The 25,193-nt window shown below is 53.4% G+C and carries 21 protein-coding genes and 7 pseudogenes; 10 read left to right on the forward strand and 18 right to left on the reverse strand.

Annotation, left to right across the window (positions count from 1 at the left end):
- Positions 1-332: 332 nt before the first annotated feature.
- Positions 333-713 (reverse strand): annotated as a pseudogene (locus FHC49_RS17595) (tyrosine-type recombinase/integrase); the annotation flags it as partial.
- A 390-nt stretch (positions 714-1,103) separates the two neighbouring features.
- On the opposite strand from FHC49_RS17595, the gene FHC49_RS17600 reads away from it, so the two are divergent.
- Complete coding sequence (locus FHC49_RS17600; protein ID WP_013087254.1) at positions 1,104-1,217, forward strand: hypothetical protein; 114 nt, start codon at positions 1,104-1,106, stop codon at positions 1,215-1,217.
- Between the two features lie 256 nt (positions 1,218-1,473).
- On the opposite strand, the pseudogene FHC49_RS17605 reads toward FHC49_RS17600, so the two are convergent.
- Positions 1,474-2,362: pseudogene (locus FHC49_RS17605) on the reverse strand (IS3 family transposase); the annotation flags it as partial.
- On the opposite strand from FHC49_RS17605, the pseudogene tnpA reads away from it, so the two are divergent.
- Positions 2,357-2,608: pseudogene (gene tnpA, locus FHC49_RS17610) on the forward strand (IS200/IS605 family transposase); the annotation flags it as partial. The pseudogenes FHC49_RS17605 and tnpA overlap by 6 nt on opposite strands.
- A 79-nt stretch (positions 2,609-2,687) precedes the next feature.
- Here the strand turns inward: tnpA and FHC49_RS17615 are convergent.
- From FHC49_RS17615 to FHC49_RS17625, 3 genes are all read right to left on the reverse strand, one after another.
- Positions 2,688-4,874, reverse strand: a complete 2,187-nt coding sequence (locus FHC49_RS17615) for an ABC transporter permease (RefSeq protein ID WP_255581402.1) — start codon at positions 4,872-4,874, stop codon at positions 2,688-2,690.
- Positions 4,875-4,941: 67 nt separating this feature from the next.
- A complete protein-coding gene (locus tag FHC49_RS17620) occupies positions 4,942-5,937 on the reverse strand; it encodes an HlyD family secretion protein (RefSeq protein ID WP_044157362.1) in 996 nt (331 codons plus the stop codon).
- A 224-nt stretch (positions 5,938-6,161) separates the two neighbouring features.
- Positions 6,162-6,767, reverse strand: coding sequence for a recombinase family protein (locus FHC49_RS17625; protein WP_000509966.1), 606 nt, complete (start codon positions 6,765-6,767; stop codon positions 6,162-6,164).
- A gap of 94 nt (positions 6,768-6,861) precedes the next feature.
- On the opposite strand from FHC49_RS17625, the gene FHC49_RS17630 reads away from it, so the two are divergent.
- Entirely contained in the window at positions 6,862-9,759 is a 2,898-nt protein-coding gene (locus FHC49_RS17630; protein ID WP_220440456.1) for a Tn3-like element Tn5403 family transposase, read from the forward strand.
- 79 nt (positions 9,760-9,838) lie between these two features.
- Here the strand turns inward: FHC49_RS17630 and FHC49_RS17635 are convergent, their stop codons facing one another.
- Positions 9,839-9,985, reverse strand: coding sequence for a hypothetical protein (locus FHC49_RS17635; protein WP_227675002.1), 147 nt, complete (start codon positions 9,983-9,985; stop codon positions 9,839-9,841).
- 574 nt (positions 9,986-10,559) lie between these two features.
- Here FHC49_RS17635 and FHC49_RS17640 point away from each other — a divergent pair.
- From FHC49_RS17640 to FHC49_RS17655, 4 genes are all read left to right on the forward strand, one after another.
- Positions 10,560-10,826, forward strand: coding sequence for a DUF1778 domain-containing protein (locus FHC49_RS17640; RefSeq protein ID WP_035896700.1), 267 nt, complete (start codon positions 10,560-10,562; stop codon positions 10,824-10,826).
- On the forward strand, positions 10,814-11,296 hold the full coding sequence (locus FHC49_RS17645; RefSeq protein ID WP_035896699.1) for a GNAT family N-acetyltransferase: 483 nt from the start codon (positions 10,814-10,816) through the stop codon (positions 11,294-11,296). The genes FHC49_RS17640 and FHC49_RS17645 overlap by 13 nt, the downstream gene beginning before the upstream one ends.
- A gap of 206 nt (positions 11,297-11,502) precedes the next feature.
- Positions 11,503-12,849, forward strand: a complete 1,347-nt coding sequence (locus tag FHC49_RS17650; protein WP_220440457.1) for an ISNCY family transposase — start codon at positions 11,503-11,505, stop codon at positions 12,847-12,849.
- 48 nt (positions 12,850-12,897) lie between these two features.
- Positions 12,898-13,296 (forward strand): helix-turn-helix domain-containing protein, encoded by a 399-nt coding sequence (locus tag FHC49_RS17655; protein ID WP_047665785.1) that lies wholly within the window; start codon positions 12,898-12,900, stop codon positions 13,294-13,296.
- A 142-nt stretch (positions 13,297-13,438) separates the two neighbouring features.
- On the opposite strand, the pseudogene FHC49_RS17660 reads toward FHC49_RS17655, so the two are convergent.
- From FHC49_RS17660 to FHC49_RS17695, 9 genes and pseudogenes are all read right to left on the reverse strand, one after another.
- Positions 13,439-14,625, reverse strand: a pseudogene (locus FHC49_RS17660) (IS3 family transposase); the annotation flags it as partial.
- A 155-nt stretch (positions 14,626-14,780) separates the two neighbouring features.
- On the reverse strand, positions 14,781-15,743 hold the full coding sequence (locus FHC49_RS17665; RefSeq protein WP_051910814.1) for a zinc metalloprotease HtpX: 963 nt from the start codon (positions 15,741-15,743) through the stop codon (positions 14,781-14,783).
- Complete coding sequence (locus FHC49_RS17670; RefSeq protein ID WP_255581404.1) at positions 15,730-16,218, reverse strand: phosphate-starvation-inducible PsiE family protein; 489 nt, start codon at positions 16,216-16,218, stop codon at positions 15,730-15,732. The genes FHC49_RS17665 and FHC49_RS17670 overlap by 14 nt, the downstream gene beginning before the upstream one ends.
- A gap of 114 nt (positions 16,219-16,332) precedes the next feature.
- Positions 16,333-16,479: pseudogene (locus FHC49_RS24460) on the reverse strand (diguanylate cyclase); the annotation flags it as partial.
- A gap of 237 nt (positions 16,480-16,716) precedes the next feature.
- On the reverse strand, positions 16,717-16,914 hold the full coding sequence (locus tag FHC49_RS17675; RefSeq protein WP_035896695.1) for a hypothetical protein: 198 nt from the start codon (positions 16,912-16,914) through the stop codon (positions 16,717-16,719).
- On the reverse strand, positions 16,914-19,709 hold the full coding sequence (gene clpK, locus FHC49_RS17680) for a heat shock survival AAA family ATPase ClpK (RefSeq protein ID WP_115075007.1): 2,796 nt from the start codon (positions 19,707-19,709) through the stop codon (positions 16,914-16,916). The genes FHC49_RS17675 and clpK overlap by 1 nt, the downstream gene beginning before the upstream one ends.
- Positions 19,710-19,814: 105 nt before the next feature.
- Positions 19,815-20,384, reverse strand: a complete 570-nt coding sequence (gene hsp20, locus FHC49_RS17685; RefSeq protein ID WP_115075005.1) for a small heat shock protein sHSP20 — start codon at positions 20,382-20,384, stop codon at positions 19,815-19,817.
- 34 nt (positions 20,385-20,418) lie between these two features.
- A complete protein-coding gene (locus FHC49_RS17690; RefSeq protein ID WP_013307885.1) occupies positions 20,419-20,700 on the reverse strand; it encodes a helix-turn-helix domain-containing protein in 282 nt (93 codons plus the stop codon).
- Positions 20,701-20,943: 243 nt separating this feature from the next.
- On the reverse strand, positions 20,944-21,207 hold the full coding sequence (locus tag FHC49_RS17695; protein WP_004118208.1) for a hypothetical protein: 264 nt from the start codon (positions 21,205-21,207) through the stop codon (positions 20,944-20,946).
- A gap of 14 nt (positions 21,208-21,221) precedes the next feature.
- On the opposite strand from FHC49_RS17695, the gene FHC49_RS17700 reads away from it, so the two are divergent.
- The 3 genes and pseudogenes from FHC49_RS17700 (at position 21,222) to FHC49_RS17710 (ending at position 22,431) form a co-directional block, all read left to right on the forward strand.
- Complete coding sequence (locus FHC49_RS17700) at positions 21,222-21,485, forward strand: transposase (protein ID WP_004118209.1); 264 nt, start codon at positions 21,222-21,224, stop codon at positions 21,483-21,485.
- Positions 21,442-21,546, forward strand: a pseudogene (locus tag FHC49_RS17705) (transposase domain-containing protein); the annotation flags it as partial. The gene FHC49_RS17700 and the pseudogene FHC49_RS17705, both read left to right, overlap by 44 nt.
- Positions 21,547-21,733: 187 nt before the next feature.
- Positions 21,734-22,431, forward strand: a protein-coding gene (locus FHC49_RS17710; RefSeq protein ID WP_227675003.1) for an IS1 family transposase whose coding sequence is annotated in 2 segments (ribosomal slippage) — positions 21,734-21,983 and positions 21,983-22,431 — 699 coding nt in all. Because the reading frame shifts where the segments join, the coding sequence is not laid out codon by codon here.
- A gap of 226 nt (positions 22,432-22,657) precedes the next feature.
- On the opposite strand, the gene FHC49_RS17715 is transcribed toward FHC49_RS17710, so the two are convergent.
- From FHC49_RS17715 to FHC49_RS17725, 3 genes and pseudogenes are all read right to left on the reverse strand, one after another.
- Positions 22,658-24,001 (reverse strand): APC family permease, encoded by a 1,344-nt coding sequence (locus FHC49_RS17715; RefSeq protein ID WP_032192047.1) that lies wholly within the window; start codon positions 23,999-24,001, stop codon positions 22,658-22,660.
- Positions 23,998-24,909 carry an acetamidase/formamidase family protein gene (locus tag FHC49_RS17720; protein ID WP_032192052.1) on the reverse strand — a complete coding sequence of 304 codons (912 nt, stop codon included), beginning with the start codon at positions 24,907-24,909 and terminating at the stop codon, positions 23,998-24,000. The genes FHC49_RS17715 and FHC49_RS17720 overlap by 4 nt, the downstream gene beginning before the upstream one ends.
- A gap of 100 nt (positions 24,910-25,009) precedes the next feature.
- Positions 25,010-25,193, reverse strand: a pseudogene (locus FHC49_RS17725) (hypothetical protein); the annotation flags it as partial.

Below are 25,193 nucleotides of genomic sequence, written 5' to 3' on the forward strand. Positions count from 1 at the left end.
CGGCCCACAGAATGATGTCACGCTGAAAATGCCGGCCTTTGAATGGGTTCATGTGCAGCTCCATCAGCAAAAGGGGATGATAAGTTTATCACCACCGACTATTTGCAACAGTGCCCACTCCGGTCACTAACACTTTGTTTTGTAATATAAAGTAAGACTTTTTACGTTACTCCTGTCCTTTAAATCTGATATCTCATTTTCCTGCTCTATCACTTTTTCGCTCCCAGGATTCAGCCAGAACTCCCTGTTTTCTAACCATGACATCCGTGTAATGTCAATCTAACCAATTGAAATTTAATACAAATAGAAAAATCGTACAGTACGTTATTTCACTAGGTGTCAGTTTGGCCCCAACTGTTACCTTTTTCACACGGTTCTTCCCCGTCCACACTCTCGTTACAACCCTTTGTTTTATCGTCACTTCCCCCCCAGGTATCCTGCCACAAGTCGATAAAAGGACTGTCATCACTTTCAGTGTATTTTTTTGTATGCCGAGCGTTACGGTGGCCAAGAAAGTCCTGAATCAGACAGGTACCCGCGCCCCGCTCTGCCAGTCCGAAACCACAAGCGTGCCTGAGCATCTTCGGATTTATTTCTATGGTCATGCCGGCCTTTTCGCCGGCCTCACGCACAATGCGATAGGCCTGCTGGCGGGACAATCCGTTGCCGCGCCGGGATAAAAATACCCGGTCAGTGTCCAGGGCGCCCTTCCAGGGGTCAGTTTGGAGATCGGAAATTTTTGTACGTTAAGCGCATTATTTAACCAATCTTGGTTCGTAAGGGGTTGATTTTGCGTCAGTGGCTATCGCTTTTAAGTTGTCGCTCTTGCAGTATCGCATTTAGGTTATCCGATTAAGGTCAAACCTCTGAAAATGCCGTATAGCGCGGGAGTACACCCTATTGCTATAGGTAAGTCTGTTCAAAAAACAGGCTTACCGTACAATAATTCTCTATATCCAAACTGACCCCTGGTAGCTCCCTCGTGCGCTCTCCTGTTCCTGCCTTTCGGTTTACCGGTGTCATTCCGCTGTTATGGCCGCGTTTGTCTCATTCCACGCCTGACACTCAGTTCCGGGTAGGCAGTTCGCTCCAAGCTGGACTGTATGCACGAACCCCCCGTTCAGTCCGACCGCTGCGCCTTATCCGGTAACTATCGTCTTGAGTCCAACCCGGAAAGACACGACTTAACGCCACTGGCAGCAGCCATTGGTAACTGATGATGTGCGAGAGATTTAGAGAGTACTTGAAGTGGCGGCCTGACTGCGGCTACACTGAAAGGACAGTTTTGGTGACTAGTCTCGCACAAGACAGTTACCTGGTTAAGCAGCCTGCAAGCTGGCTTAACCTTCGATAAAACCGCCCTGCAAGGCGGTTTTTTTCGTTTACAGAGCAAGAGATTACTCGTAGGTAGAGAGGATCTCAAGAAGATCCTGAACCGCCCCGGTTTTCCGGGAGAGTTTTTAGTCCGCGAACTCAGGCTGCCATAGCTCCGTTTCCGATGGAAGCATAATACGCTCTTTCGGCTTCAGCCGGGGGGATGTGACCGAGCCGTTCCAGTAGTCGGCCGCTGTTGTACCAGTCCACCCACGTCAGCGTCGCCAACTCAACCTCTGCTCGGCTTTTCCAGCTCTGTCTGTGTATCACCTCCGCTTTGTACAGGCCGTTGATGCTTTCCGCCATCGCATTGTCGTAGGAGTCGCCTGAGCTGCCCGTCGAGGCCAGTAAGCCCGCGTCCTGCAGACGTTGCATGTACGCCAGCGACACGTACTGCGAGCCCTTATCCGAGTGATGGATGGTGCCGGAAGGGCGACGGGCCCACAGCGCCTGCTCCAGCGCATCCAGCACGAACGTGGTTTCCATCGATGACGACACTCGCCAACCCACGATGCCGCCGGCAAACACATCGATGATGAACGCTACATACGCGAACCCCTGCCAAGTACTCACGTACGTGAAGTCTGCTACCCACAGCTGATTGGGACGCTCTGCCACGAACTGACGGTTTACCCGGCCGCCTGCCGCAGCTTCTTTCCTGCTGACCATGGTTCGTACTTTTTTCCCGCCGCACGCCGGTAAGCCCCATGCTTTTCATCAGTCGCGCGATGGTGCATCTGACCACGCTGAAGCTTTCCCGTTGCAGCTGGTGCCAGACCTTACGAACTCCATAGACACTGTAGTTTTCGTCGTACACGCGCTGTACCTCCAGCTTCAGCTGGTCATCACGCCGGTCACGCTGACTGCGTTTTTCCGGATGCTGACGTTGGTTCTGGTACCGGTAGTATGTCGACGGGGCGATATCCAGCTCATGGCATACCGGTCCGACTCCGTGACTTACGCGGAGGGTATCGAGCAGCGGCATCATGTTCACATGTGCATCAGCATTCCACCAAAGTATTCGGTATCGACAATCGTCGGCTATCTGAAGGGGAAAAGTGCGATAGCGATAGCCCGGCAGTTCGGCAGAGGAAAAAACTTCACTGGTGAAGTTTTCTGGGCACGAGGATATTTTGTTTCAACTGTAGGCCTGGATGAAGCCACGGTCAGGGCTTACATACGCAAGCAAGAGCGAGAAGACGAACGTTACGACCAGATGAATCTGAACGTATAACAGGCGCCTTGGGCGGCTCATGGTTTGTCGGCGCCTTTGAGGCGCTCACCCTAAAGCCTCCGGCTCTGCCGGAGGATACTTACTTCTGCCAAACTAGACGATACATAGCAAGTAAAAATAATATAATTGCTAGCAAAGATATTTTTATTATTACGGGTGCCAACTCATAGATACCTGCCCCCTGAGAGTTCAGCATAGTAAACCCACTTATCATTGTACTTGATGGGAAAATCACCATCGTTTTCACAACCCATTCAGGCATATTAAATGTAGGAAACGAGGCTCCTGACGCATAAAAAATAACCATCGAGGTAGCCGATAGGATCTGCATTGGACGGTTGATGTTATCCAGAAAACTACCAATCAACATCCCCATTGAACTTACTGTCGCAGAAAAAAGAACAATCAACAAAACCTGTAAAAACATACTTCCTTCATTGGGATACCCTTGCAAATAATAAACCCAACCAAACACAAAAACCGCTCCAAAAAAACCAACCATAAACAACCCAAAAAACGTCCCGATAAACTGAGATGAATTAATTTTTGTTAAACCGATACTATTACGCAATGCAATAAGCATAGAACTGGTAAAGATAAGTGTTTGCTGAAGTATTATAATAAAAACCAGCGGCATAATAAAAGATTCGTATCCCAATGTTGGATTATATAGAGGAAGAGGAATGATGTTATTAGTAGCTTTAGATGTTAATCTATTAACATCCGTCGTAGCGTTTATTGCATTAGTTACTGCCGTTCTCAAATCGGCAGCAACAGCCATATAACCGCCTGATAGGTGCACATCGATCCCTGCGTTCTCTCCTCTGATAAGATTCTTTTTAAAATCATTATCAATAGCTATCACCGCGGAAACTTTTCTGTTTCGCAATAAAATTAATGCATCAGACAGAGAACTATCAACCTGGGTAACATCAATTTCACGTGTGGTTTGCAGATTATCGATCAGATTACGTGACAATGATGATTGATCAAAATCAACTACCGCAACGGGAAGTTTGAGGTTAATTTGTGCCTTGTAGGCGCTTGGATAAAAAACACTATAAAGAATCAATGACATAACTGCCGTTGAAAATATAGGTTGACATTTTCTTATTGATTTAACAGTACTAATAAAACTCTGTAAAACACCATCGAGTTTTACATTCTCCTGAAAGACTACCGGCTGTTGACTATAATTACGTCTTGCAAGAATAATAAAAGAAATAGTTAAAGGAATGATAATATAGAGTGACAAGATACCAAATTGGGAAAAACTCGTTGTGATATAACTGCCAAGATTGACCTGCTCTAACTGTATTCGGTAATAGTGGGTGAATGGCTGAAAATTACTCCAGAATTTAGCCCAACCATTGGCATTCAAAATAGAAAGCGTACCATCTGAGTAGGTTAACGCAGCACTAGTATATACCGTTGAGATACTTAAAGCTGTAAGTACATTTCGCGTTATTGAAATAAACATAATGGCGATAGATGCAGTAAGAAGACACAACATAAACATCGCCAGAATTAACAACCATGAATTACCTAAAATTGGCCAACCCCGCCCCACTACTTGCCAGACATTGAATATTAATCCCCAAAGAAAAATGATGGTTATATATGGTAGGCAACGGGAAGCAATCTGAACTGATAAATATATTGTTTTTTTCTTAATCCAATCGTCACAGAGATTACCTTCTTCAAAAAAACGTCCGATAGCGCAAATTACAGCGCTGCTTAGAACTATACTCAGCAACACCGGCACTGCAATTGGGGTCAAGAATCTTTCATAGCTATTTTGTGGATTGCTGATACTGATTACTTGTATATTTGGCATTGAGTTGCCCGTACCTTTATGCTCAACACCCAGTGACTTCCTGTTATTTATTGAGTTAAAGGCATCATTCACCGCTGCCTGCAAACCGATAAACGCAGCATTACCAGTTGTTCTTAACTGCCCGTTATAACGAATTACGACCTTATTATCATCCTGACGGATAGTTGATCCAGATGCACCTCGGGGGATCTCTATAAAAGCATAAATTTTCATACTCTTCATCAGGCGTTGAGCCAGGGAAATATTGTCCGTTGTTTCTATTAACTCAATACTCTTCGATGCATCAATATTTTTGATTATTTCCCGACTCAATGATGAATGATCATAATCTACCAGTGCGACAGGTATTTTCTCAGGCACACCAGAACTGAAGATAGCGATGACAAAAGTTAATAAAAACACCGGCACAATAAACAGTAAGATTTTCATGTAGCGGTCATGATAGATGAAATTAATTTCATCTATCAATGAAGCTGAAAAGTCTGATAAAGTATTATTAGTCATTATCAAAAGGCCAATCAAAAATAACAGACATCCCCGGGCGCATTCCTTCTATTTTATTCATCGGATGTAACCGTACTTCAAATGTTCTGACGTCATAACCGCTTGACTGACGAGTCGCTCTCCATGTGGCAAAATTTCCTTTGGGGTTAATAAAAAAAACACGGAATTTAACATTTTTATATTTCAATGCAGGAATCGCCCCTTCAATCACATCACCTATTTTTAATGCGTTAAAACGGTCTTCCCGTAAATTAATAGTTACCCAAAGATTATTTAAATCAATCATGCTGAATATAGGTGAGCCAGCAGAAACAAGTTCTCCCGGATTAGCAAAGCGCTTGGCAATTTCTCCATCATTTTTTGAATGAACACTCAGCTCTCTGACCAAGGAATCCGCAGACTCAAAAGCCGCCTTGGCTGAATTTACATTAGCATCAGCAATGCGAATATCCTCTGCCCTGTTACCCCGTTTGACTTGCATATATTGCTCATAGGCAGCATTAGTTTTCTGCCTAGAAATCTTATATCTCGCAATGGCATCATCACGTTCTTGGGCAGAAACAGCCTTACTACCATCATAGAGTTTTACTACTCGATCCGTGGATAACTTTATGTTTTTTTCATCTGCTTGAGCACTTATCCAGTTAGCTTTTAATGACTCAATATACTCTGTACGCTCTCCGTTATATGCCTTTTCCTGACTAGCTACAGCCGCAGCTAATGCTTCCTTTGCTTGCAGGGAATTCTCAGTAATTTGCCTGTCATACAAACTGACTAAAGCCTGCCCGTTACGGATGCTGTCTCCTTCTCTGACATGCAAGCTATCAACTCTTGCTGTAACCTTACTGGTTATATTAATTTCATCTGTATCAACAATGCCTTCTAATATCTCCGGCCCTGAGGAGTGAGATAAAATAAACCCGGCAGATAACACCATTATTATAACAATAAGTATGGCTATCTTAATTTTTTTATTTTTTATCGTCATGCTATTTTCATCCTCAAGCTCCGTCTATCTCCTTTAGCTTTCTACCATTTTAACAACATTTACAGTTATTTCATCTTATTCTTTCAATGAAATGGTAATGGTGCCAACTTACTGATTTAGTGTATGATGGTGTTTTTGAGGTGCTCCAGTGGCTTCTGTTTCTATCAGCTGTCCCTCCTGTTCAGCTACTGGGGGTCGGTTCCGGCTGAGGGCGAAATGACACCCTAAGCGTTAGCTCTGTGTCGTTGCACGATGTCAGCGACGGTATTCTTGCTGATACCGAGCTCGCGTGCGATCCAGCGATAGCTGCGTCCCTCGGCCCTCATCGCAACCACCTTAGGCAAAAGTCGGTCTGATTTTGGTCGCACTCCGGCCTGACGACCAAGCCTCTTACCACGTGCCTTCGCAACAGCAAGGCCTGACTTGACCCGCTCGCTGATGAGATCCCGCTCAAACTCCGCAATGCCGGAAAGAAACGTCGCCAGCATTCGTCCATACGGCGACGAAAGATCGAACGCCATTCCATTCATGGCTATCACGGAAACCTTCCAGTTCTCCAGTTCACGTAGCGTATTGAGCAGATCGAGCGTCGAGCGCCCCCACCGGGAAAGCTCAGTGACCAGGATTGCATCAATTTGTCTGGACTGTGCAAGCGCCAGGACTTTCTTTCGCTCGGCCCGGTCGAGTTTAGTTCCTGAACCTGTTTCCTTAAATATTCCCACCACGTCGTAGCCGGCACGGCCGGCGAAGGCTCGCAGATCAAATTCCTGGCGTTCACAAGACTGATCCGCTGTTGAAACCCGGCAGTAAATGGCGGCACGATGTCCCAATTGAACCCTCCTGGATTTTTGTATCGGAACGCCCTGATTTATATGGGCTGGCTGTTGTCCAAAACAGACTATACTTCAAAAGGGACGAATTTGTATGTCACGACGCCATATTTTCACCGAACGGCAGCGAGCAGCGCTGTTCAATCTGCCCACGGACGAACTGTCGCTACTGAAGTTCTACACGCTGGGCGATGATGACCTGGAAAACATTAGGCAGCGCCGCAGACCGGAAAACAGGATTGGCTTTGCCCTGCAACTTTGTGCCTTACGATATCCGGGCCGTGCACTGGCTCCTGGTGAGATGATCCCGCGTGAAGTCCTTTCCTTCGTCGGTGCTCAGCTTGGAGTTCCGGCTGATGCGCTTCTCACTTATGCCACACGGCGCCAAACCCGTCAGCAGCACATGGACACGCTGCGCGAAATTTACGGCTACAAGACCTTCACGGGCCGTGGTGCCCGTGATCTGCGGGAGTGGACTTTCGGCCAGGCCGAAGATGCCAGATCAAACGAGGATCTTGCTCATCGTTTTATTGTGCGGTGTCGGGAAACTTCCACCATTCTGCCCGCAGTATCGACAATCGAGCGCTTGTGCGCGGATGCTCTGGTCGCCGCTGAGCGGCGGATTGAAACGCGGATTGCGGAAAATTTAACAGCGGATGTTCGCGATCACCTGGACAAACTTCTGAGTGAAATGCTCGCCGGCAATATCAGTCGTTTCATCTGGCTTCGCAACTTCGAGGTTGGTAACAACTCGGCTGCTGCTAACCGTTTGCTCGACAGGCTCGAATTTCTGCGTACCCTGAATATCAATCATAGTGCTTTGGCCAGCATACCTGCCCATCGCATTGCCCGGCTGCGTCGGCAGGGTGAACGCTACTTCACCGACGGTTTGCGTGACATCACTTCGGACCGCCGCTGGGCGATCCTTGCCGTCTGTGTTGTGGAGTGGGAAGCGGCGATTGCTGATGCCATAGTCGAAACCCATGACAGGATCGTAGGAAAAACCTGGCGGGAAGCGAAGCGCCAGCATGACGAAACAATTTCCGGCTCTAAAGCCACACTCACGGATACGATCCGTACCTTCACCGCGCTGGGAGCTTCGTTGCTTGAGGCCCGCAGTGACGGAACCCCGCTGGAGATGGCTGTCGCCAGTTCGGTTGCATGGGACCGGCTCGCTCAACTGGTAGCGACAGGGACTCAACTCAGCAACACGCTAGCCGATGAGCCTCTTGCATATGTCGGGCAGGGATACCATCGCTTTCGTCGTTATGCGCCCCGCATGTTGCGCTGTCTGAAGCTCGAAGCCGCGCCGGTCGCCGGACCATTGGTAGCAGCAGCTTTGTCGATCGGAGAGATGAAAGGTGTTGCATCGCCAGAAAGGCGTTTCCTGCGGCCCAGCTCCAAATGGAACCGTCATTTACGAGCTCAGGAAAAAGGAGATACCAGTCTTTGGGAAGTGGCGGTACTCTTTCACCTCCGGGATGCTTTTCGTTCCGGAGATGTCTGGCTCGCTCATTCGCGCCGCTATGGTGACCTCAAGCAGGTACTGGTGCCGATGATCGCGGCGCAGGAAAATGCAAAACTGGCCGTGCCTTCCAACCCACAGGATTGGCTGGCAGACAGAAAGGCGCGACTCACGATCGCTCTTAAGCGGCTGGCCCGGGCTGCCCGTAACGGCACTATTCCGCACGGTAGCATAGAAGATGGAACGTTGCGGATCGACAGGTTGACAGCAGACGTGCCGGATGGTGCCGAGGCACTCATACTGGATCTGTATCGCCGAATGCCGTCCGTTCGGATTACCGACATGCTGCTTGAAGTTGATGCAGCCCTTGGTTTCACAGATGCGTTTACCCATCTGAGAACCGGGGCTCCATGTCGCGACCGGATCGGTCTGCTCAACGTCCTGCTCGCTGAAGGGCTCAATCTGGGCCTGCGTAAGATGGCGGAAGCTACAAACACGCATGATTACTGGCAGCTCTCACGCCTTGCCCGCTGGCATGTTGAAAGCGAAGCCATGAACCAGGCATTGGCAATTGTGGTGGCCGCGCAGGGTAAACTGCCGATGTCACGCGTCTGGGGGATGGGCACGTCAGCATCGAGCGATGGTCAGTTTTTCCCGACAGCGCGGCATGGCGAAGCCATGAACATGGTCAATGCCAAATATGGTTCTGTTCCCGGCCTCAAAGCGTATACTCACGTAAGCGACCAGTTCGCGCCATTCGCTTGTCAGTCGATCCCGGCGACCGTGAGCGAGGCACCGTATATTCTCGATGGACTACTGATGAACGAGGTCGGTCGCCATGTTCGCGAACAGTATGCCGATACAGCAGGATTCACCGACCATTTGTTCGGAGCCAGTAGCCTGCTCGGCTACAATCTCGTTCTGCGAATCAGGGATCTGCCATCGAAGCGGTTGTACGTATTTAATCCCGATACGACCCCCAGGGAGTTACGCAAGTTGGTAGGTGGAAAAGCCCGGGAGGATCTTATCGTTGCGAACTGGCCTGATATTTTCCGTTGTGCCGCGACGATGACCGCTGGCAAAATCAGGCCCAGCCAACTCCTGCGCAAGCTCGCTTCTTACCCACGACAAAACAACCTTGCAGTTGCGCTTCGTGAAGTTGGTCGTATTGAACGGACCCTTTTCATTATTGAGTGGATCCTGGATACGGACATGCAGCGGCGTGCTCAGATCGGTCTTAACAAGGGAGAGGCCCACCATGCGCTCAAAAATGCGCTCCGTATCGGGAGGCAGGGGGAAATTCGCGATCGCACGACAGAGGGGCAGCACTACCGAATCGCTGGGCTCAATTTATTGACTGCGGTGATCATTTACTGGAATACCGTCCATCTTGGTCATGCCGTCACGGAGCGGCGGAACGAAGGGTTGGATGTTCCCCCTGAATTTCTTCCCCACATATCCCCATTGGGCTGGGCGCACATTCTACTGACTGGCGAATATCTTTGGCCCAAGGAACCGAAAGCTTAGGGTGTCATTTCGCCCTCAGCCGGAACCGACCCCTTCCTTGCGGAAAGAGGCTTTTCACAATACCAGGACTTAGCGGGGTTCATGAACGGTCTTCTGCAGGACGTGAGGCGGTCCCGTTTGCTTTTCTCATCGCCAGGCTGTACTGCCAGGTGGAAACCAGACAGACCAGTAAAACCGGTATCATCATCAGACCCAGAAGCTTCCATCCCAGTAAAGCCAGTATCACGCCCGCTCCGGATGTGGCTATCGCGGAGAAAACAAAACGGCTGGGCTACGCCCGCCGATGGCGTTCCAGACAGAGGATATCGACTGGCTGGTAGGAGCGCTTGATAAAGTACTGATGGCTTGCACGGCGAATAAACAGCAAAGCTGACGTTCTGGAAAAACACTGAGGTCAAAGCCACGCTGGGCGCGGCTGGAACATCTTACTCCGCAGCTTAAACTGGTCGCTATCCAGATTTTGCTGAATCAGATTGACTGTGAAACGGCCGGAAAAAAACTGGCAGAATTAATAGAGCAATTCGAGTTTGATATCACCGCTGCCGAACTGTCAGCGTATCTTTTTAAACCGGGCCATGCCTGACGGCTTACCCGGTAGCGATAATAGTGGAGACCGACGGAGGACTTCACTTTGGCCGCGGGATCAGCGTCCTGCGGATGGTTTTCATCAGAAGTTTATTGATGCAAGTAACTGATATTTAACATTAAATGCGTTGTTGGCACTTTGATGTGTATATCATTTGCTATACATTCGTGTTGTGTTATTCTTGTATATCAATTGCTATACAAGAGAGGTGTGTATGAAATCAGATGTTCAACTCAACCTAAGAGCTAAAGAGTCTCAGAGGGCACTCATCGATGCCGCTGCAGAAATCCTTCATAAATCGCGAACCGACTTCATTCTTGAGATGGCCTGCAAGGCTGCGGAGAACGTGATCCTTGATCGTCGTGTTTTCAATTTTAACGACGAACAGTATGCAGAGTTCATCGATATGCTCGATGCACCAGTCGAGGATGAGCCTCCCATTAATAAACTACTGGCAAGGAAACCTCAGTGGGATGTATAACTGCGCCCGAGCCGTTATCCAGCGCCCATCAACTGGCAGAGTTCGTCAGTGGGGAAACGGTACTCGATGAATGGTTAAAACAGAGAGGTTTAAAAAATCAAGCTCTTGGCGCTGCACGAACTTTCGTTGTTTGCAAGACGGGTACGAAGCAAGTAGCTGGTTTTTACTCTTTGGCCACCGGTAGCGTTAACCATACGGAAGCGACAGGCAGTCTTCGGCGTAACATGCCAGATCCTATACCGGTGATTATACTCGCTCGCCTGGCGGTAGATGTTTCATTGCACGGAAAAGGGGTTGGCGCCGATTTACTTCACGATGCGGTTCTACGCTGTTATCGCGTAGCTGAGAATATTGGCGTTCGTGCGATAATGGTTCACGCGCTTACTGAAGAAGCCAAAGGTTTCTATGCTTACCATGGATTTAAGGCATCGCAAACTCATGAGCGGACTCTGTTCCTTAAACTTCCATGACTAGTTACTGGAGTGGGGAGGTGACTGATACCGACATAATATATTGATTATCATATTATTTATTTCAATATTTAACATAATCTTTGTTATGCGCACCTGTATTGTCAGCACAAAGCGTTATTGTCGTCTCAGAACAATTCACACGCGTCGTGTACGCTAAGCCTTCATTTTGCTCAGCACAGGACCGCGATCTTATGTTGGTGACTATGACAGACAAAGAACTTTACCGGCTTGGCATCATTCAGCGAGTATTTGACCGGGCTTTGCTTCAGCGCGACGCTGCAGATATTCTTGAACTCAGTGTTCGTCAGGTGCAGCGTCTTGTGCGCCTGTACCGGACAGATGGCGCAACCGCGTTTGCATCTTCCCGCCGTGGATGTCCTGCAAACAACCGGATCGATGAAGAAACACGCTTTAAAGCCCTGGATTTGATCCGGTGCCACTATTCAGATTTTGGCCCAACGCTCGCAACCGAAAAACTGGCTGAACGCCATCATATTCATCTCTCTGTTGAAACCGTCCGTAACTGGATGACAGCCGACGGTCTCTGGCGTCCTCATTCCCGCCGGCGAACCCGGGTTTACCAGCCACGCTATCGTCGCGACTGTCTCGGCGAACTGGTTCAGATCGATGGCTCTCACCATGACTGGTTCGAAGGCAGAGCACCAAAATGCTGTCTTCTGGTCTTCATGGATGATGCCACCGGTCGCCTGATGCACCTGCGATTCTGTGATTCAGAAAACGCGTTTGACTACATGATGGCTACCCGGCAATACATTGATAAACATGGTAAACCTGTCGCATTTTACAGCGACAAGCATGCGGTGTTCAGGGTCAGCGGACCGGAAAGCCGACGTACCGGCACAACCCAGTTCGGACGGGCTCTCCGGGAACTGGCGATCGAATTGATTTGTGCCAACAGCAGCCAGGCAAAAGGTCGCGTGGAACGGGTAAATAAAACGCTCCAGGATCGCCTGATTAAAGAGATGCGCCTGCAGAACATCAGCTCGGTTGCTGAAGCCAATCAGTGGATTGAACATTTCATGTCCGATTTTAACCGTCGTTTCTCCCGGCCGGCAAAATACCCTAAAGATCTGCACCGTCCGGTCACACAGAGCCCATTGGTTCTGAATGATATCTTCGCCTGGCAGGAGCTGCGGACCTTATCGAAAGCACTGACTTTTCAGTATGATAAAGTGATGTATATCATTGAACCTACTGAACAAAATTCGCGCATAGCAGGTGAAAAAATTACCGTTTATGATTACCCTGACGGAAGCATTGCTTTCCGGCATCTGCACCGGCCACTGGGCTATAAGATTTTCGATAAACTCGCCTGCGTTGATCAGGGTGCGGTTGTTGACAACAAACGACTGGGTGCCGTTTTGAAACTGGCGCAGCAGAAACAGGACGAGCTGGAGGCTGAAGGAAAGCGAATGCGCAGCAAAAAAATGCCCCGCAGGCGTGCCCAGGAGCGCGTACTGGAAGAGCTAAGGGCGATCAATCCGGTGCTGGCCAGCCCGCAGGATTTTGTCCCCAGCCTGAAGCGATGAGCCCTTCCCTCACCTGCAGATCTGACACGGCTGAATGATGAGAGAAAAATGGACGACAAAAAACCAGTGCTTCTGACATTACATGAAGCGTTGCGCCTGGATTTGATTGAGGCCTATGTGGCGCGGGAAATTACGCTGGCAGAAGTGGCGGAATCCATGGAGCTCACCCGTCGTCAGTGCTCCCGCCTGATTAAACGCTATCGTGAGCTGGGGCCAGCTGGTCTGGTCAGCCGGCGCCGTGGAAAGCCCGGCAACCATCAGTTAAACACCACCATCAGAGACCAGGCCCTGCAGCTTATTCGCTCACGCGGCCGGGGTATGAATCCGACAGCAATCTGGCGAATACTGACCACAGAATACAGTGTCCGGATTTCAAAAGAGACCGTTCGGAAACTGATGATTACTGAGAAAGCCTGGCATCCGCGACCATCCTCCAGGCCTGACTAAGACTAAAGAAGGAATTTTCCAGACTCTCCCAGACGTCATCTCTGTCTGGTTTTCAGCACGACATTTGAACATTGGCTAGACATGTATTGTAACTCCCATATTCTAATGTCACTTTTGGGGCTGCGGATGTTTTCCTGGACTGTTATGTTGTGATCCCAAGATGCTGCCGGTACTTCGCAGGACTCATTGCACCTAATGATAGCTTGATACGTTTCTCGTTATACCAGCGTATGTACCTGTCCAGGAAGCAGATAAATTTTTCCAGCGTGATACCCGCCCAGTCTCTGCCATAGAACATTTCGTTTTTGATACGCCCGAAGAAGCCTTCACACGCAGCATTATCCGACGAGCATCCTTTGCGCGACATGGACCTTATAAGTCCGGAGGTGTTGATACGCTCGAGCCAGCCCGGCCACCGGTAATGGCCACCACGATCGCTGTGTATCACTGGTTTATCATGTTCGTTGAGCGTATCGAGTGCGTCATCGAGCATCGTATTCACCAGCGTCGCGTCCGGGCGTGTTCCTATCGACCAGCTTACAACATGGCCATCAAAGCAGTCGATAACCGGCGACAGATAGACTTTTCCAGCCGGAAGCTGGAACTCCGTAATATCGGTCAGCCACTTCTCATTTGGCCTGCAGGAACTAAAATCCCGGGCGAGTAAATTTTCCGGTGCCGGGCCGATTTCGCCACAGTAAGAGTTGTATCGTCGTCGCCTGGTGCGCTTGACAACGAGCTGCTCTTCTGCCATCAGTCTGCGGACAACCTTTTCAGAAATAACCCTGTTGTTACCGCGAAGCATCGCGTGAAGGCGCCGATAGCCGTAACAGCGGTAATTCTCCTCAAAGATATCGGCCATGATCACGCGTATTTCCGCATACTTATCGTACAGACGTTTTGGTAAAAATAACAGCTGCGGGCAAGTTGTAGAACGCTTAGCAACTCAGCAACGGGGTACTTTTTCTTAAGGGCATCAACTATCAGGGTTTTCTCCCTGTTTTTCAGTTTCAGAAAGCTGACGCCCAGATCTTTTTTTATCAGTTCATTCGCCTTTGTCAGTATGTCACGTTCGAGCTGCAGCTGATGAACCTGCTTCCTGAGACGCTGGATTTCACCGAGTAAAGCATCCTGATTTTTATCCTGAGGGGCTGACTTTCGTTTGCGCATGGATTGATAAGCCTCGTCACTGATAAGGTCTTTCTTCCATTTGTACAGGACCGGGACGCTGACGCCTATGCTTTGTGCAACTTTACGCGCGGTTCCACGTCGGTTACAGAGCTCCCGGACGGCCTGAGACCTCTCTTCCGGGCTGGAGCATTTGTTTCGTGGGGACTGAACCAGGCTTCGATGGCGGGCAGGAACTGCCACAGCAGCATGAGTGCGGCGATGCAGCCAGTGATGACGAGCCAGCGCCGGATGAATCGATCCGGCGCCGGGCGGCTGTAGGGGTCGGGTAGGTCACGTCATTCTCCATGTTGAAATCAGCGCCAAAGGCCGCCAGTGCGCCAGCGTGGCGGACGTGGTGATACGGTCACTTCGGGGTCGTAACGGGCCGATGGAAACGGCGGCATCGCGGGCGGCGGAGCAAGTTCCAGCAAGCGCTCAATGCGTTCAGCCGTCGCTGGATGCGTGCGCAACCAGGAGGGTTCCGGATTGCCCCATCCGGGCAGCAGCCAGGCGCGCCAGGAGCGGCTCACCCGCTCGATCTTGGCGAGCGCTGAGGCCAGCCCGTGCGGGTCGCCGGTCAATTCGGCAGCGAGCCGGTCGGCGTCGAATTCGCGCACCCTGGACAAGCCCAACTGAGCCAGCAAGGCCAGCTGTGGCGCGACCGCAAGTAGAAGCAACGCGGGCCAATTGACTTCCGTGACTCCAAGCAAGAGCGTTGGCAAGCTGAGCACGATCGCAAGCTGCCCCAACAAGGCCAGAAGATGGGTGAGCCGGCTGATGGAATCGGCCAAGCCCATGACACGCAAATCCTCGTTCGCAATATGCGCGATTTCGTGGCCGAGCACGCCGGTCAACTCCCGGGGCGTGAGGCTACGCAGCAGGCCGTCGGTCAGCGCGATGGCCGCGTGATGCTTCGAACCGGTGGCGAAGGCGTTGACGACCCCGCTGGGCACGTAGTGCGGTACCGGCACGGTAGGCAGCCCGGCCCGCGCCGCCAGTTCGCGCAACACAGCCCAAAGATCGGGCGCTTCATCCGGGTGCAAGGGGCGTGCGCCATACAGCCGCAAGGTCAGCCCGGAGGCGGCCGCCGGTTCAAGCAGCAGGGTGAACCCCGCAGCCGCAAGCGCCAGCCAAAGCCCGCCGTCACCCAACAGCAGGCTGCCAGCGACGGCGGCAATTCCGAGCAGGGTCAGCACCAACAGCACGGTTTGCAGGCGATTGTGCCAGCGATGCCGCGCGCCGACATTCTGCGCGTGGCGCAGATCACGACTGATCATCTGAGCTTTCCCCGGCTGTCCGGTCATCGCGCTCGCGCAGCAGCCAGTAAGTCGCCCCGAGGGCCAGTGTCGCGCCTGCAAGCGCCGCGACCTTGGCGGGGCCGGTCTCCGGGTCGAGGATCACGAATTTACGCGCCAGGGCGATCAGCCCGATCAGGATCACCGTCTTGACCTGGATGATGCTGTCGCGCCGCAAGGCCACCCTCACGATGGAATGCTTGAACTCCATGGCAATGAGCAGCGTCATGATCATGCCGAACACGGTCTGGAAGACCTTGTGATCGAGCGGATTGAATGCATCAATGATCAGCAGGCTGAAGACGATCGAGATCAGCTGCAGCAGCGAGACCACGATGATAACGGCAATGATTGCGGACAGCGCGAGCGCGATCGCCTGTTCAAAGCGCTCGTAGAACGTCATCACTGCCCATTGGGTGCGAAATGTTTTGATCGGGTCTGCTTGCTTTTCCTTCATCGCCACTCCTCTCAATTCTGAAATACTTGTGCGCCCACAACTTGGTTGCACCCTTGTCTTTTTTGCCTGGTAGAGCGCGCTGTCCGCCTGCAGCATCACCTGCTCGACAGAGTGCAAACGGGGGTCAAGGAGAGCCACCCCCATGCTGGCGCTATAGCTGATCGACACCTCTCCACACACCACCGCTGTCGCCGCAGTGTCCTGACGAAATCGCTCCGCCCATACTTGGGCGCCTTCTATCGATGCCGCTTCCAACAACACAGCGAATTCCTCCCCCCAATCCGGGCAGCCATGTCGGTTGCGCGAACATGTTCCCTCAACCGTGAAGCAAAGGGGTCGGTGATCACCATACGCAGCAACTGCTGCTCTATTTCCTTGCGAGAAGAGATGTCGAACAGAGTACCGACTATCAGTTGCCTGCCCGCGTCACCCAGCCATGGGCCTTGTTCCTCGAAAGTCGAGTTGCCAGAGGAGCAGGTGAACAGATGGGCCGCGCCGTCACGCGAACGGATGGCCAGCGAGCGGGAGGGCAGTGCCGCCGCTGATGAGCAGTCCCCACGGCGTGGCCGACTGCGGATCACGCTTGTAGACGCCCGCGTGACCTGCGGCCACGACCGCCACCGCGATCGAGGCCAGGGAGGCTGCCCATGCCAGTGCCAGGCCGATGGGGTCGGACACGGCAGCCTCGCCCGCCATCAAGATGCGTCGCTCGCCTTCGCGGCATCCGGCTGCTCCGGCTCGGCCGGGGTCTGCGGTGGCTCTTTGCGTTCGAACACCACGCGTTCGGCCTTGTCGTCCCAGCGTGCGCTGACGTGATCGCCCTTGCCGATGCCGCCGCCGAGCATCTCGCGCGCCAGCGCAGTTTCCAGCTCGCTGCGGATCAGGCGCTTGAGTTCACGCGCACCGAACTCGGGCTTGTAGCCTTCTTCCGCGAAATGGTCGATCAGCGTCTGATCGAAAGTGAGTGTCACGCCCTGGCTGGCGGCGCTGCGCGCCACGCGATCGAGCTGCAGGCCGACGATGTGGCGGATCTCCTCCTTGCCCAGCGCATGGAAGACGATGATCTCGTCGATGCGGTTGAGGAACTCGGGCCGGAAATGGCCGCGCAGCACGTCCATGACTCCGGCCTTGGTCTTTTCGTACTCCTCGCCGGCCGCCCCGCGCGCCTTCAGCCGTCGCTGGATGATGTCCGAACCCAGGTTGGACGTGGCGATGATGATGGTGTTGGTGAAATCCACCACCCGGCCCTTGCCGTCGGTGAGGCGACCGTCGTCGAACACTTGCAGCAGGATGTTGTATACGTCAGGGTGTGCCTTCTCGATCTCGTCGAGCAGCAGCACGCTGTAGGGCTTGCGCCGCACCTTCTCGGTGAGCTGACCGCCTTCGTCGTAACCGACATAGCCCGGAGGCGCGCCCACCAATCGCGCCACGGTATGGCGTTCGCCATATTCCGACATGTCGATGCGCAACAGGGCGTGCTCATCGCCGTAGATCGATTCGGCCAATGCCTTGGCGAGCTCGGTCTTGCCCACCCCGGTCGGGCCCAGAAACAGGAAGGTAGCCACCGGTTTGCTGCCTTCACGCAGGCCGGCGCGGGACAGCCGCACGGCATCGGCCACGGCACGGACCGCCTCGTCTTGTCCCACCAGGCGCTCGTGCAGCCGTTGTTCCAAGTGCAGCAGCTTTTCGCGCTCTTCCACCGTCAACTCGTTGACCGGGATGCCGGTCAGGCGCGAGACGATCTGCGCCACGTGTTCCGCCTTGACCTCGGCACTGCCGGAGGCCCGCTCCCGCTCCCAGTCCTCGACGAGCTTCTTGAGCTCGGCCTCCTTGGCTTCGATGCGCTTCCCGAGCTCGGCGGCCTGGTCGTACTGCTTGCGCGCGGCCACGTAATCCTGTTCACGCCGCAGCTGGTGCAGTTCGGACTCCAGCTCCTGCACGGCCACCGGCCGGGCCGTGGCCGACAGCTTCACGCGCGCGGCCGCCTGGTCGAGCAAATCGATCGCCTTGTCCGGCAGGAAGCGCGCCGTGATGTAGCGGTCGGACAACTCGGCCGCCGCGATGATCGCGTCCTCGGAGATGCTGACCTTGTGGTGCGCCTCGAAGGTGTCGCGCAGGCCGCGCAGAATCATGATGGCCTGGGCCACCGTCGGCTCGGGTACCGTCACCGGCTGGAAGCGCCGCTCCAGTGCGGCATCCTTCTCGATGTATTTCTGGTACTCGTTCAGCGTCGTGGCGCCGATCAGGTTGAGTTCACCGCGCGCCATCATCGGTTTGAACACGTTGGCCACGTCCAGCCCGCCTTCGCCACCGCCCTGGCCGGCACCGACGATGGTGTGCACCTCGTCGATGAACAAAATCAGCTCGCCCTGGTGCTCGGTCACCTCCTTCAGCACCTTCTGCACGCGCTCCTCGAACTCGCCGCGATATTTGGCGCCGGCCACCATGGCGTTGATGTTGAGTTCCACCAGGCGCTTGTCGCGCAAGGTCTCGGGCACTTCACCCGCCACCATGCGCTGCGCCAGCCCTTCGACGATGGCGGTCTTGCCCACACCCGGCTCGCCGATCAGCACCGGGTTGTTCTTCTTGCGCCGGGCCAGCACCTCGATGGTGGTTTCGATCTCCTGCGCGCGGCCGATCACCGGGTCGAGCTTGCCGTCGCGCGCCATCTTGGTCAGGTCGCGCGAGTACTTGTCGAGTTCTGGCGTGTTGGTCGGCGTCTCAGCGCGGCCATCCTCGGCGCCCTTGCCGACCACCTTGCTGACCTGTTGGCGCAGCGCCTGCGGCGTCAGGCCGTAGCGGCGCAGCAGGTTGGCGGCCAGCCCTTCGCCTTCCTCAGCCAGACCGATCAGGAAATGCTCTGGACCGACATAAGAATGGCCGAGTTCATTGGAGGCCACGAAGGCGCGGCTGAGCGCATCCTTCACGCGCGGCGACACGCCGATCTCGCCCTCGAAGGGCTTGTCCCCGCGCTTGGCCTCAGACTCGATCTGCCGCTTGAGGTCATCGACCTTGATCTTGAACTGACCCAGGATGGTCTTGACCACGTCGCTGTCGGCCAGCGCCAGCAGCAGATGTTCGGTATCCACCTCGGAGCGGCCAAATTCGGCAGCGTGTTTGGCGGCCTCCTGCAGCAAGGCTTCCGACTGTTCGCTGATGCGGCTGGCCAGCCCACTGCCGCGACGGCGCGGCGCACCCGAACCTGCGGCGGCGGGCTCGCCAAACGAGGCATCGACCACGTCATCGGTATCGGCGGCAACTGGCGTCGCGTCGTCGCCGATGCGGAAGAAGTCACTGCCGAGGAAGTCCTCGAACAGGCCGCTGCGCGAGCCGAACAAGGCTTCCAGCGGCGAAACGGTGCGCTTTTGCTGGCGCACTAATTGCCGGTAATGGTCGTCGCACAACAGCATGGTGCTGTGACGACCGTTGAGATTGGCTTCCACCCGCACGGTGGCGGGTTGGCCGCAGACCTGGCATTGTTTTCTGGCCATGCTGATGCTCCTGAGAAGGTTGACAAGGTTGAGGCGACGAGGCATCGCGAACCGGGACTCCTCGTCTCGTGCCGGGTTTTTCTTGTGACGAACGAGCCGGCGACGTCAGCCGTTGATCGGGATCGAGCGTCCCTGCTTCGGCGCGCTGACCTCGCGCTTGTCGATCGTGACCGTGAGCACCCCGTTCTTGAACGATGCTTTGATCGAATCCTGGTTGGCGTCGTCAGGCAGGTTCAAGGCACGCTGAAAGCTGCCGTAGGAGCGCTCCACACGGTGGAAGCCACCTTCCTTCTTCTCCTGTTCCTGGCGCTTCTCGCCACGCACCATCAGCACGTCGTTGTCGAGAGTGATCTGGATGTCCTTCTCCTCGACACCGGGCACTTCCAGGGCAATCTTGTACTGCTTGTCGGTTTCCTGGATGTCCAGGGCCGGCTTCAGCATGCCCGACCAATCGGATGGCCACTGCGGCATGTTCGACGCCGGAAAACCGAAGCCCCGGAATGCGTCATCGAACAGCCGGTCGATTTCCCGATGCAGTTGCAGGATCGGGCTGACTGGCCCGCTCGCCGCTGGCAGGTCATTGCGCTGCACCGGCAGGGAAGAGACGGTCTGCTGCTCTTGCTGCTCGTTCTTGAACCAGTTCCAGGGAGCCAACTTCTTGAAATCGATGTCCATGTCATACCTCCAGAAAAATTGGAAAACGAGTTACTCAAGCCCTTTGCCTGCTGTGACGGGCAGTGCGCCCAGGCGACACGGGCTGCTCGGATGACTTCTGCTGTTCACGCTTGCGCATCACCTCCTTCTTTGCTCCGGCTCGGGTCTGATCATTGATCCACTGATCGATTTCACTTTGAGGAAACCGCCACGTCCCGCCCACCTTGAAAGCCGGAATTTCCCCGTGCGCGGCGAGCCGATAAAGCGTCCGCTTGCCGACTTTCAAGTACGCAGCCAATTCATCGAGCGTGAAAATCACCTGTAGGTGCGCTTTCATCCCTGTAGGTGCGCTTTCATCTCACCCTCTCCAATCGCGTCGCTTTGCGGTTCCGGCCAAGGAAATCCTTGTAATACTTTGTAAGATATTACGCTTACCATGACAGCCTTCAAGAGTCAATGTACAGCGTTCTCCCGCCCCATTGATGCAGGTCAACTGCTCAGGCAAGGCGCAGCGGGGCGGTCTGATCAGGCAATGGACAGCGCCTGGCTCGTCAGCCTGCGTGTACCACTGGCGCCTCGATCAAACACCGATCCTCACGTTGTAGCCGAGTGCCCGCAGCCCCTTGCTCGTCTGCATGTTCCTTGGCGGAAACTCGTCTGGGCGCGCCCAGACGACGATTTCCCCGAGGCTGCTCAGGCTAACGTGCGGAATTGCCCAGTCGTCGCTGCGGATCGCGTTCCAGAGTCGGGCCGAAACACTTCCGTTGCCCCAGACAACGTAGTTCAACAGTATCCGTCCGGCCAGCACACCTTCCCGACACCGCCGCCGAAGGCCATGGCCCATCAAGCGGATTTTCCATGCGCCCTCAGCGCCGTACCTACAGCAAATCTTTCAAGGCTCAGGTCATTCAGGAGTGTTCTGAACCCGGTGCCTCCATCGCAAACATCGCCTTGGGCTACAGCCTCAATGCCAACCTCGACCACAAATGGATTCGGCTGCCTACCCAGAAAACCACGGCTATCCAGCCAGCGTTCATCCCGTTGCCTTCTCAAATGCTCGGCGTGGGTTCGCATACTCAAGCGCGCTGCTGCGATCATGAGTTTGATCCAGTCGGCCCGTAATAATGGGCACGATCCGTATGCCTATCTCAAGGATGTGCTGACACGGTTGCCGTCCCTGTAACAGCCTGAAGTTGACCTGGGTAATCAAATACCGTTGTAGTGATTAGGAAACAGGGCTCGGATAACATCATGGCGCAGGTCACCCTGATCTTGACCCTCCATCTCCGAACAGCTTTTGTATCTTAAGTTAACGATGTCCGCTGCCGCCGGTATTCCCTCGGGGAGTGATATCCCAGCGCGCTGTGCGGGTGGCTTCCATTTCCATCAGATGTCCTTCCTGCTCCGCTACTGAAGGCGTGGTGCGTAACGGCAAAAGCACTGCCGGACATCAGCGCTATCTCTGCTCTCACTGCCGTAAAACATGGCAACTACAGTTCACTTACACCGCCTCTCAGCCCGGTACGCACCAGAAAATCATTGATATGGCCATGAATGGCGTTGGATGCCGGGCAACCGCCCGCATTATGGGCGTTGGCCTCAACACGATTTTACGTCACTTAAAAAACTCAGACCGCAGTCGGTAACCTCACGCATACAACCGGGCAGTGACGTCATTGTTTGCGCGGAAATGGACGAACAGTGGGGTTATGTCGGCGCTAAATCACGCCAGCGCTGGTTGTTTTACGCGTATGACAGGATACGGAGGACGGTTGTGGCGCACGTATTCGGTGAATGCACGTTGTCCATGCTGGAGCGTCTTCTGGGCCTGCTGTCGGCCTTTGAGGTCGTGGTATGGATGACGGATGGCTGGCCGCTTTATGAATCACGCCTGAAGGGAGAACTGCACGTTATCAGCAAGCGATATACGCAGCGCATTGAGCGGCATAACCTGAATCTGAGGCAGCATCTGTCAAGGCTGGGCAGGAAGTCACTGTCGTTCTCAAAATCGGTGGAGCTGCATGACAAAGTCATCGGGCATTATCTGAACATAAAACACTATCAGTAAGTTGGAGTCATTACCGAATGTTTAGCGTGGGCAAAGAAATGGCAGAGGCGGAAGATATAAGCGTTTCCCATCAGTTCAAAACATAAGCGAGTGGGTCGTTGATCGTTTGACATCAGAAATTATCACAGAGGGTAGAGATGACTGATATCACCGAACTGACACAGTATGAAATAAACTGTCCGGGCGTCGGGCTTGCAAATAGCGGCGAGCCCGACGCCCGGTGGTGTCAACCTTCCAGATTCAGCTCCACGCTGCGCTTAAGCACCAGGCGCATAATGGCGTAATAAACCATGCCGACGGCAAGCCAGCTCAGGCCGAGCACTTTGGCTTCAATATCCATTTCATAAATGACAAAGCCGATAATGCACAAACCAATCACTGGGAAGAGCAGATGCATCACCAGATTGCGCGATTTTTGACGGATCAGATAGTGGTTGATAACCGCCACGTGCAGCACAAGGAAGCCCATAAGCGCGCCGAAGTTAACCAGCCTGCTGAGGTTGTCGATATCGCCGTAGAACCAGAGACCGGAAACCAGTGAAATCAGTGCGACTAATAATGTACTGACATACGGTGTTTTCAGGCGTGGATGAACCTTCGCAAGCAACTGCGGGAGTTGCTTATCACGAGCCATCGCAAACAGGATGCGTGAAACCGCCGCCTGGGCAACCAGCGCGTTTGCGATCCCCCAGGAAATCACCGTGGACCACATGGTGACGTATTTCAGCCATTGGCCGCCGGCCAGATTGGCAGTATCGTAGAACGCGGTATCGAGGCTGCCAAATTTCATTCCTTGCGCAAGGTCCGCCGCAATCCAGGTTTGGAGAATGAACAGCGTACCGACCAGCATCAGGGCGCCCAACGAGGCCTTACCCACGGTATCGACGCCGCCTTTGGTTTCTTCGGACAGCGTCGATATTCCATCGAAGCCGAGGAAAGAGAGCACGGCAATTGAGACTGCGCCCATGACCAGAGGCAGGCTGAATTTATCGGCATTATACAAGGGGGCGAGCGTCAGATGGCCTGCCCCGGCTCCGGAATAAAGCGCAATCAATCCCAGTACCACAAAAATTGCGAGCACCACGATTTCAGCCACCAAAATGGTATTATTCGCCCGTGCGGTAAAGGTAATGCCGCGTAAGTTAATCAGGCTGTTAAGCGCGATAAAGCCGATAATCCAGACCCAGCCCGGAACGCCCGGTAACATCGGCCCCACCGCCGCCGCGCTGACAATATACAGTAGCGATGGCACCAGAATGTAATCCAGCAATATCAGCCAGCCAGCAAAAAAACCTACGATAGGGTGTATTCCGCGCTGAGCGTATGCGTATACCGAACCTGAAACGGGGAACGCGCGTGACATCGACCAGTAGCTCATGGCGGTGAAAAACATTGCCACCATGCCGATCAGATAAGCCAGCGCCACCATGCCCTGCGCGCCATCCCAGACGTAGCCGAAGACACCGAAAGGGGCTATGGGTACCATAAAAATCATGCCGTAAACCAGCAGATCGCGAAAGGTCAATGCTCGATGGAGCTCCTGTTTATAACCGAACTGTTCGATGCTCATGCCTGCTTCCCTTCAATACTCAGCGAAAGCTGCGCCGCCACCGATTTGGGTAACGCGTAGCGGCAAGTTTTCAGCGGGTCGACCACCTGACAGATTTGCAGGTCGCCAGCGATACTCAGTATATTGATAGCTTCCGCCAGCATCAGGGAAGTATTATCGGCGATAAAATGTGCCATATTACGTGCCGCAAGGGCTGCCGCATCGTCGAGGGTAACGGCAGAAGCGAGGGTGAAAATCGTTTCGTTGTTTTCCAGCATCGGCAAGGGTAGCTGACGGTTTTTAACAACGGTTAACTCAACGAGGACTTCGCCCGGCACTTCCAGGCCGCAAACTGAGACTTCGCCATCACCCATCGCGGCGTGTAAATCTCCCAGCGCGAAAAGCGCACCAGGTACGTTGACCGGTAGCCAGAGGGTGCTGCCTGCGGTGATCATTTTGCAGTCCATATTACCGCCGTGGCTATCCGGCGTGCCGCAGGAGATAGCCTTTCCGGCAGGCGCGACGCCGATAACGCCAACCATCGGATTAAGCGGCACACGTACATTGCCAGGCATGATCGCATGGCCCTGTTCAATGGGCACTATGGTCACTTTTGGAGCACTAAGTTCGTCGCCAATCACCCCGAGTTGCGGGGCGGTGACCATCACCGCCTGCTGGCTCGTCAGGGTAATTTTCTTGATGGTGACTTTAAGCGCATCGCCCGGTTCGGCGCCTACAATGTAGACCGGCCCGGTGGCCGGGTTAATACGCTGCCAGTCCAACTCGTTGAACACGGTCTCGGCAGAGGTGATTTGGTCGGAGAAGCAGTCGCAGGTTTCAAATAACACTTCACTTCCACTGTTGACGGTGGCGACAGGAACGTTATCGCGCGACATGGCGTAAACCATCCGATCTTTGGGTATTTTCATTAGATTCATCCCGGTAATATTGTTGTGTTTTTTTTGGTGTTTCCCGTAGGGGAAAGGGTGAATGTATCGGGAATTTTGCAGAAAGGCAATTATGAGTACCCTAAGAGGGTTTACGGTGATTATTATTTAAAATCAAAATTTTATAGTTAGTAGTGTTTAATGGCTTTGTTGAATAAATCGAACTTTTGCTGAGTTGAAGGATCAGATCGGCTTTGTTGAATAAATAAGATTTCGTGCGAACGACTCTGTAGCTGGCTGGATTTTCAGGCAATACGCACGCTTTC

Origin of the sequence: Kluyvera sp. EC_51, from assembly GCF_019584505.1 — a bacterium.
In the GTDB taxonomy this organism is placed as follows: domain Bacteria; phylum Pseudomonadota; class Gammaproteobacteria; order Enterobacterales; family Enterobacteriaceae; genus Kluyvera; species Kluyvera sichuanensis.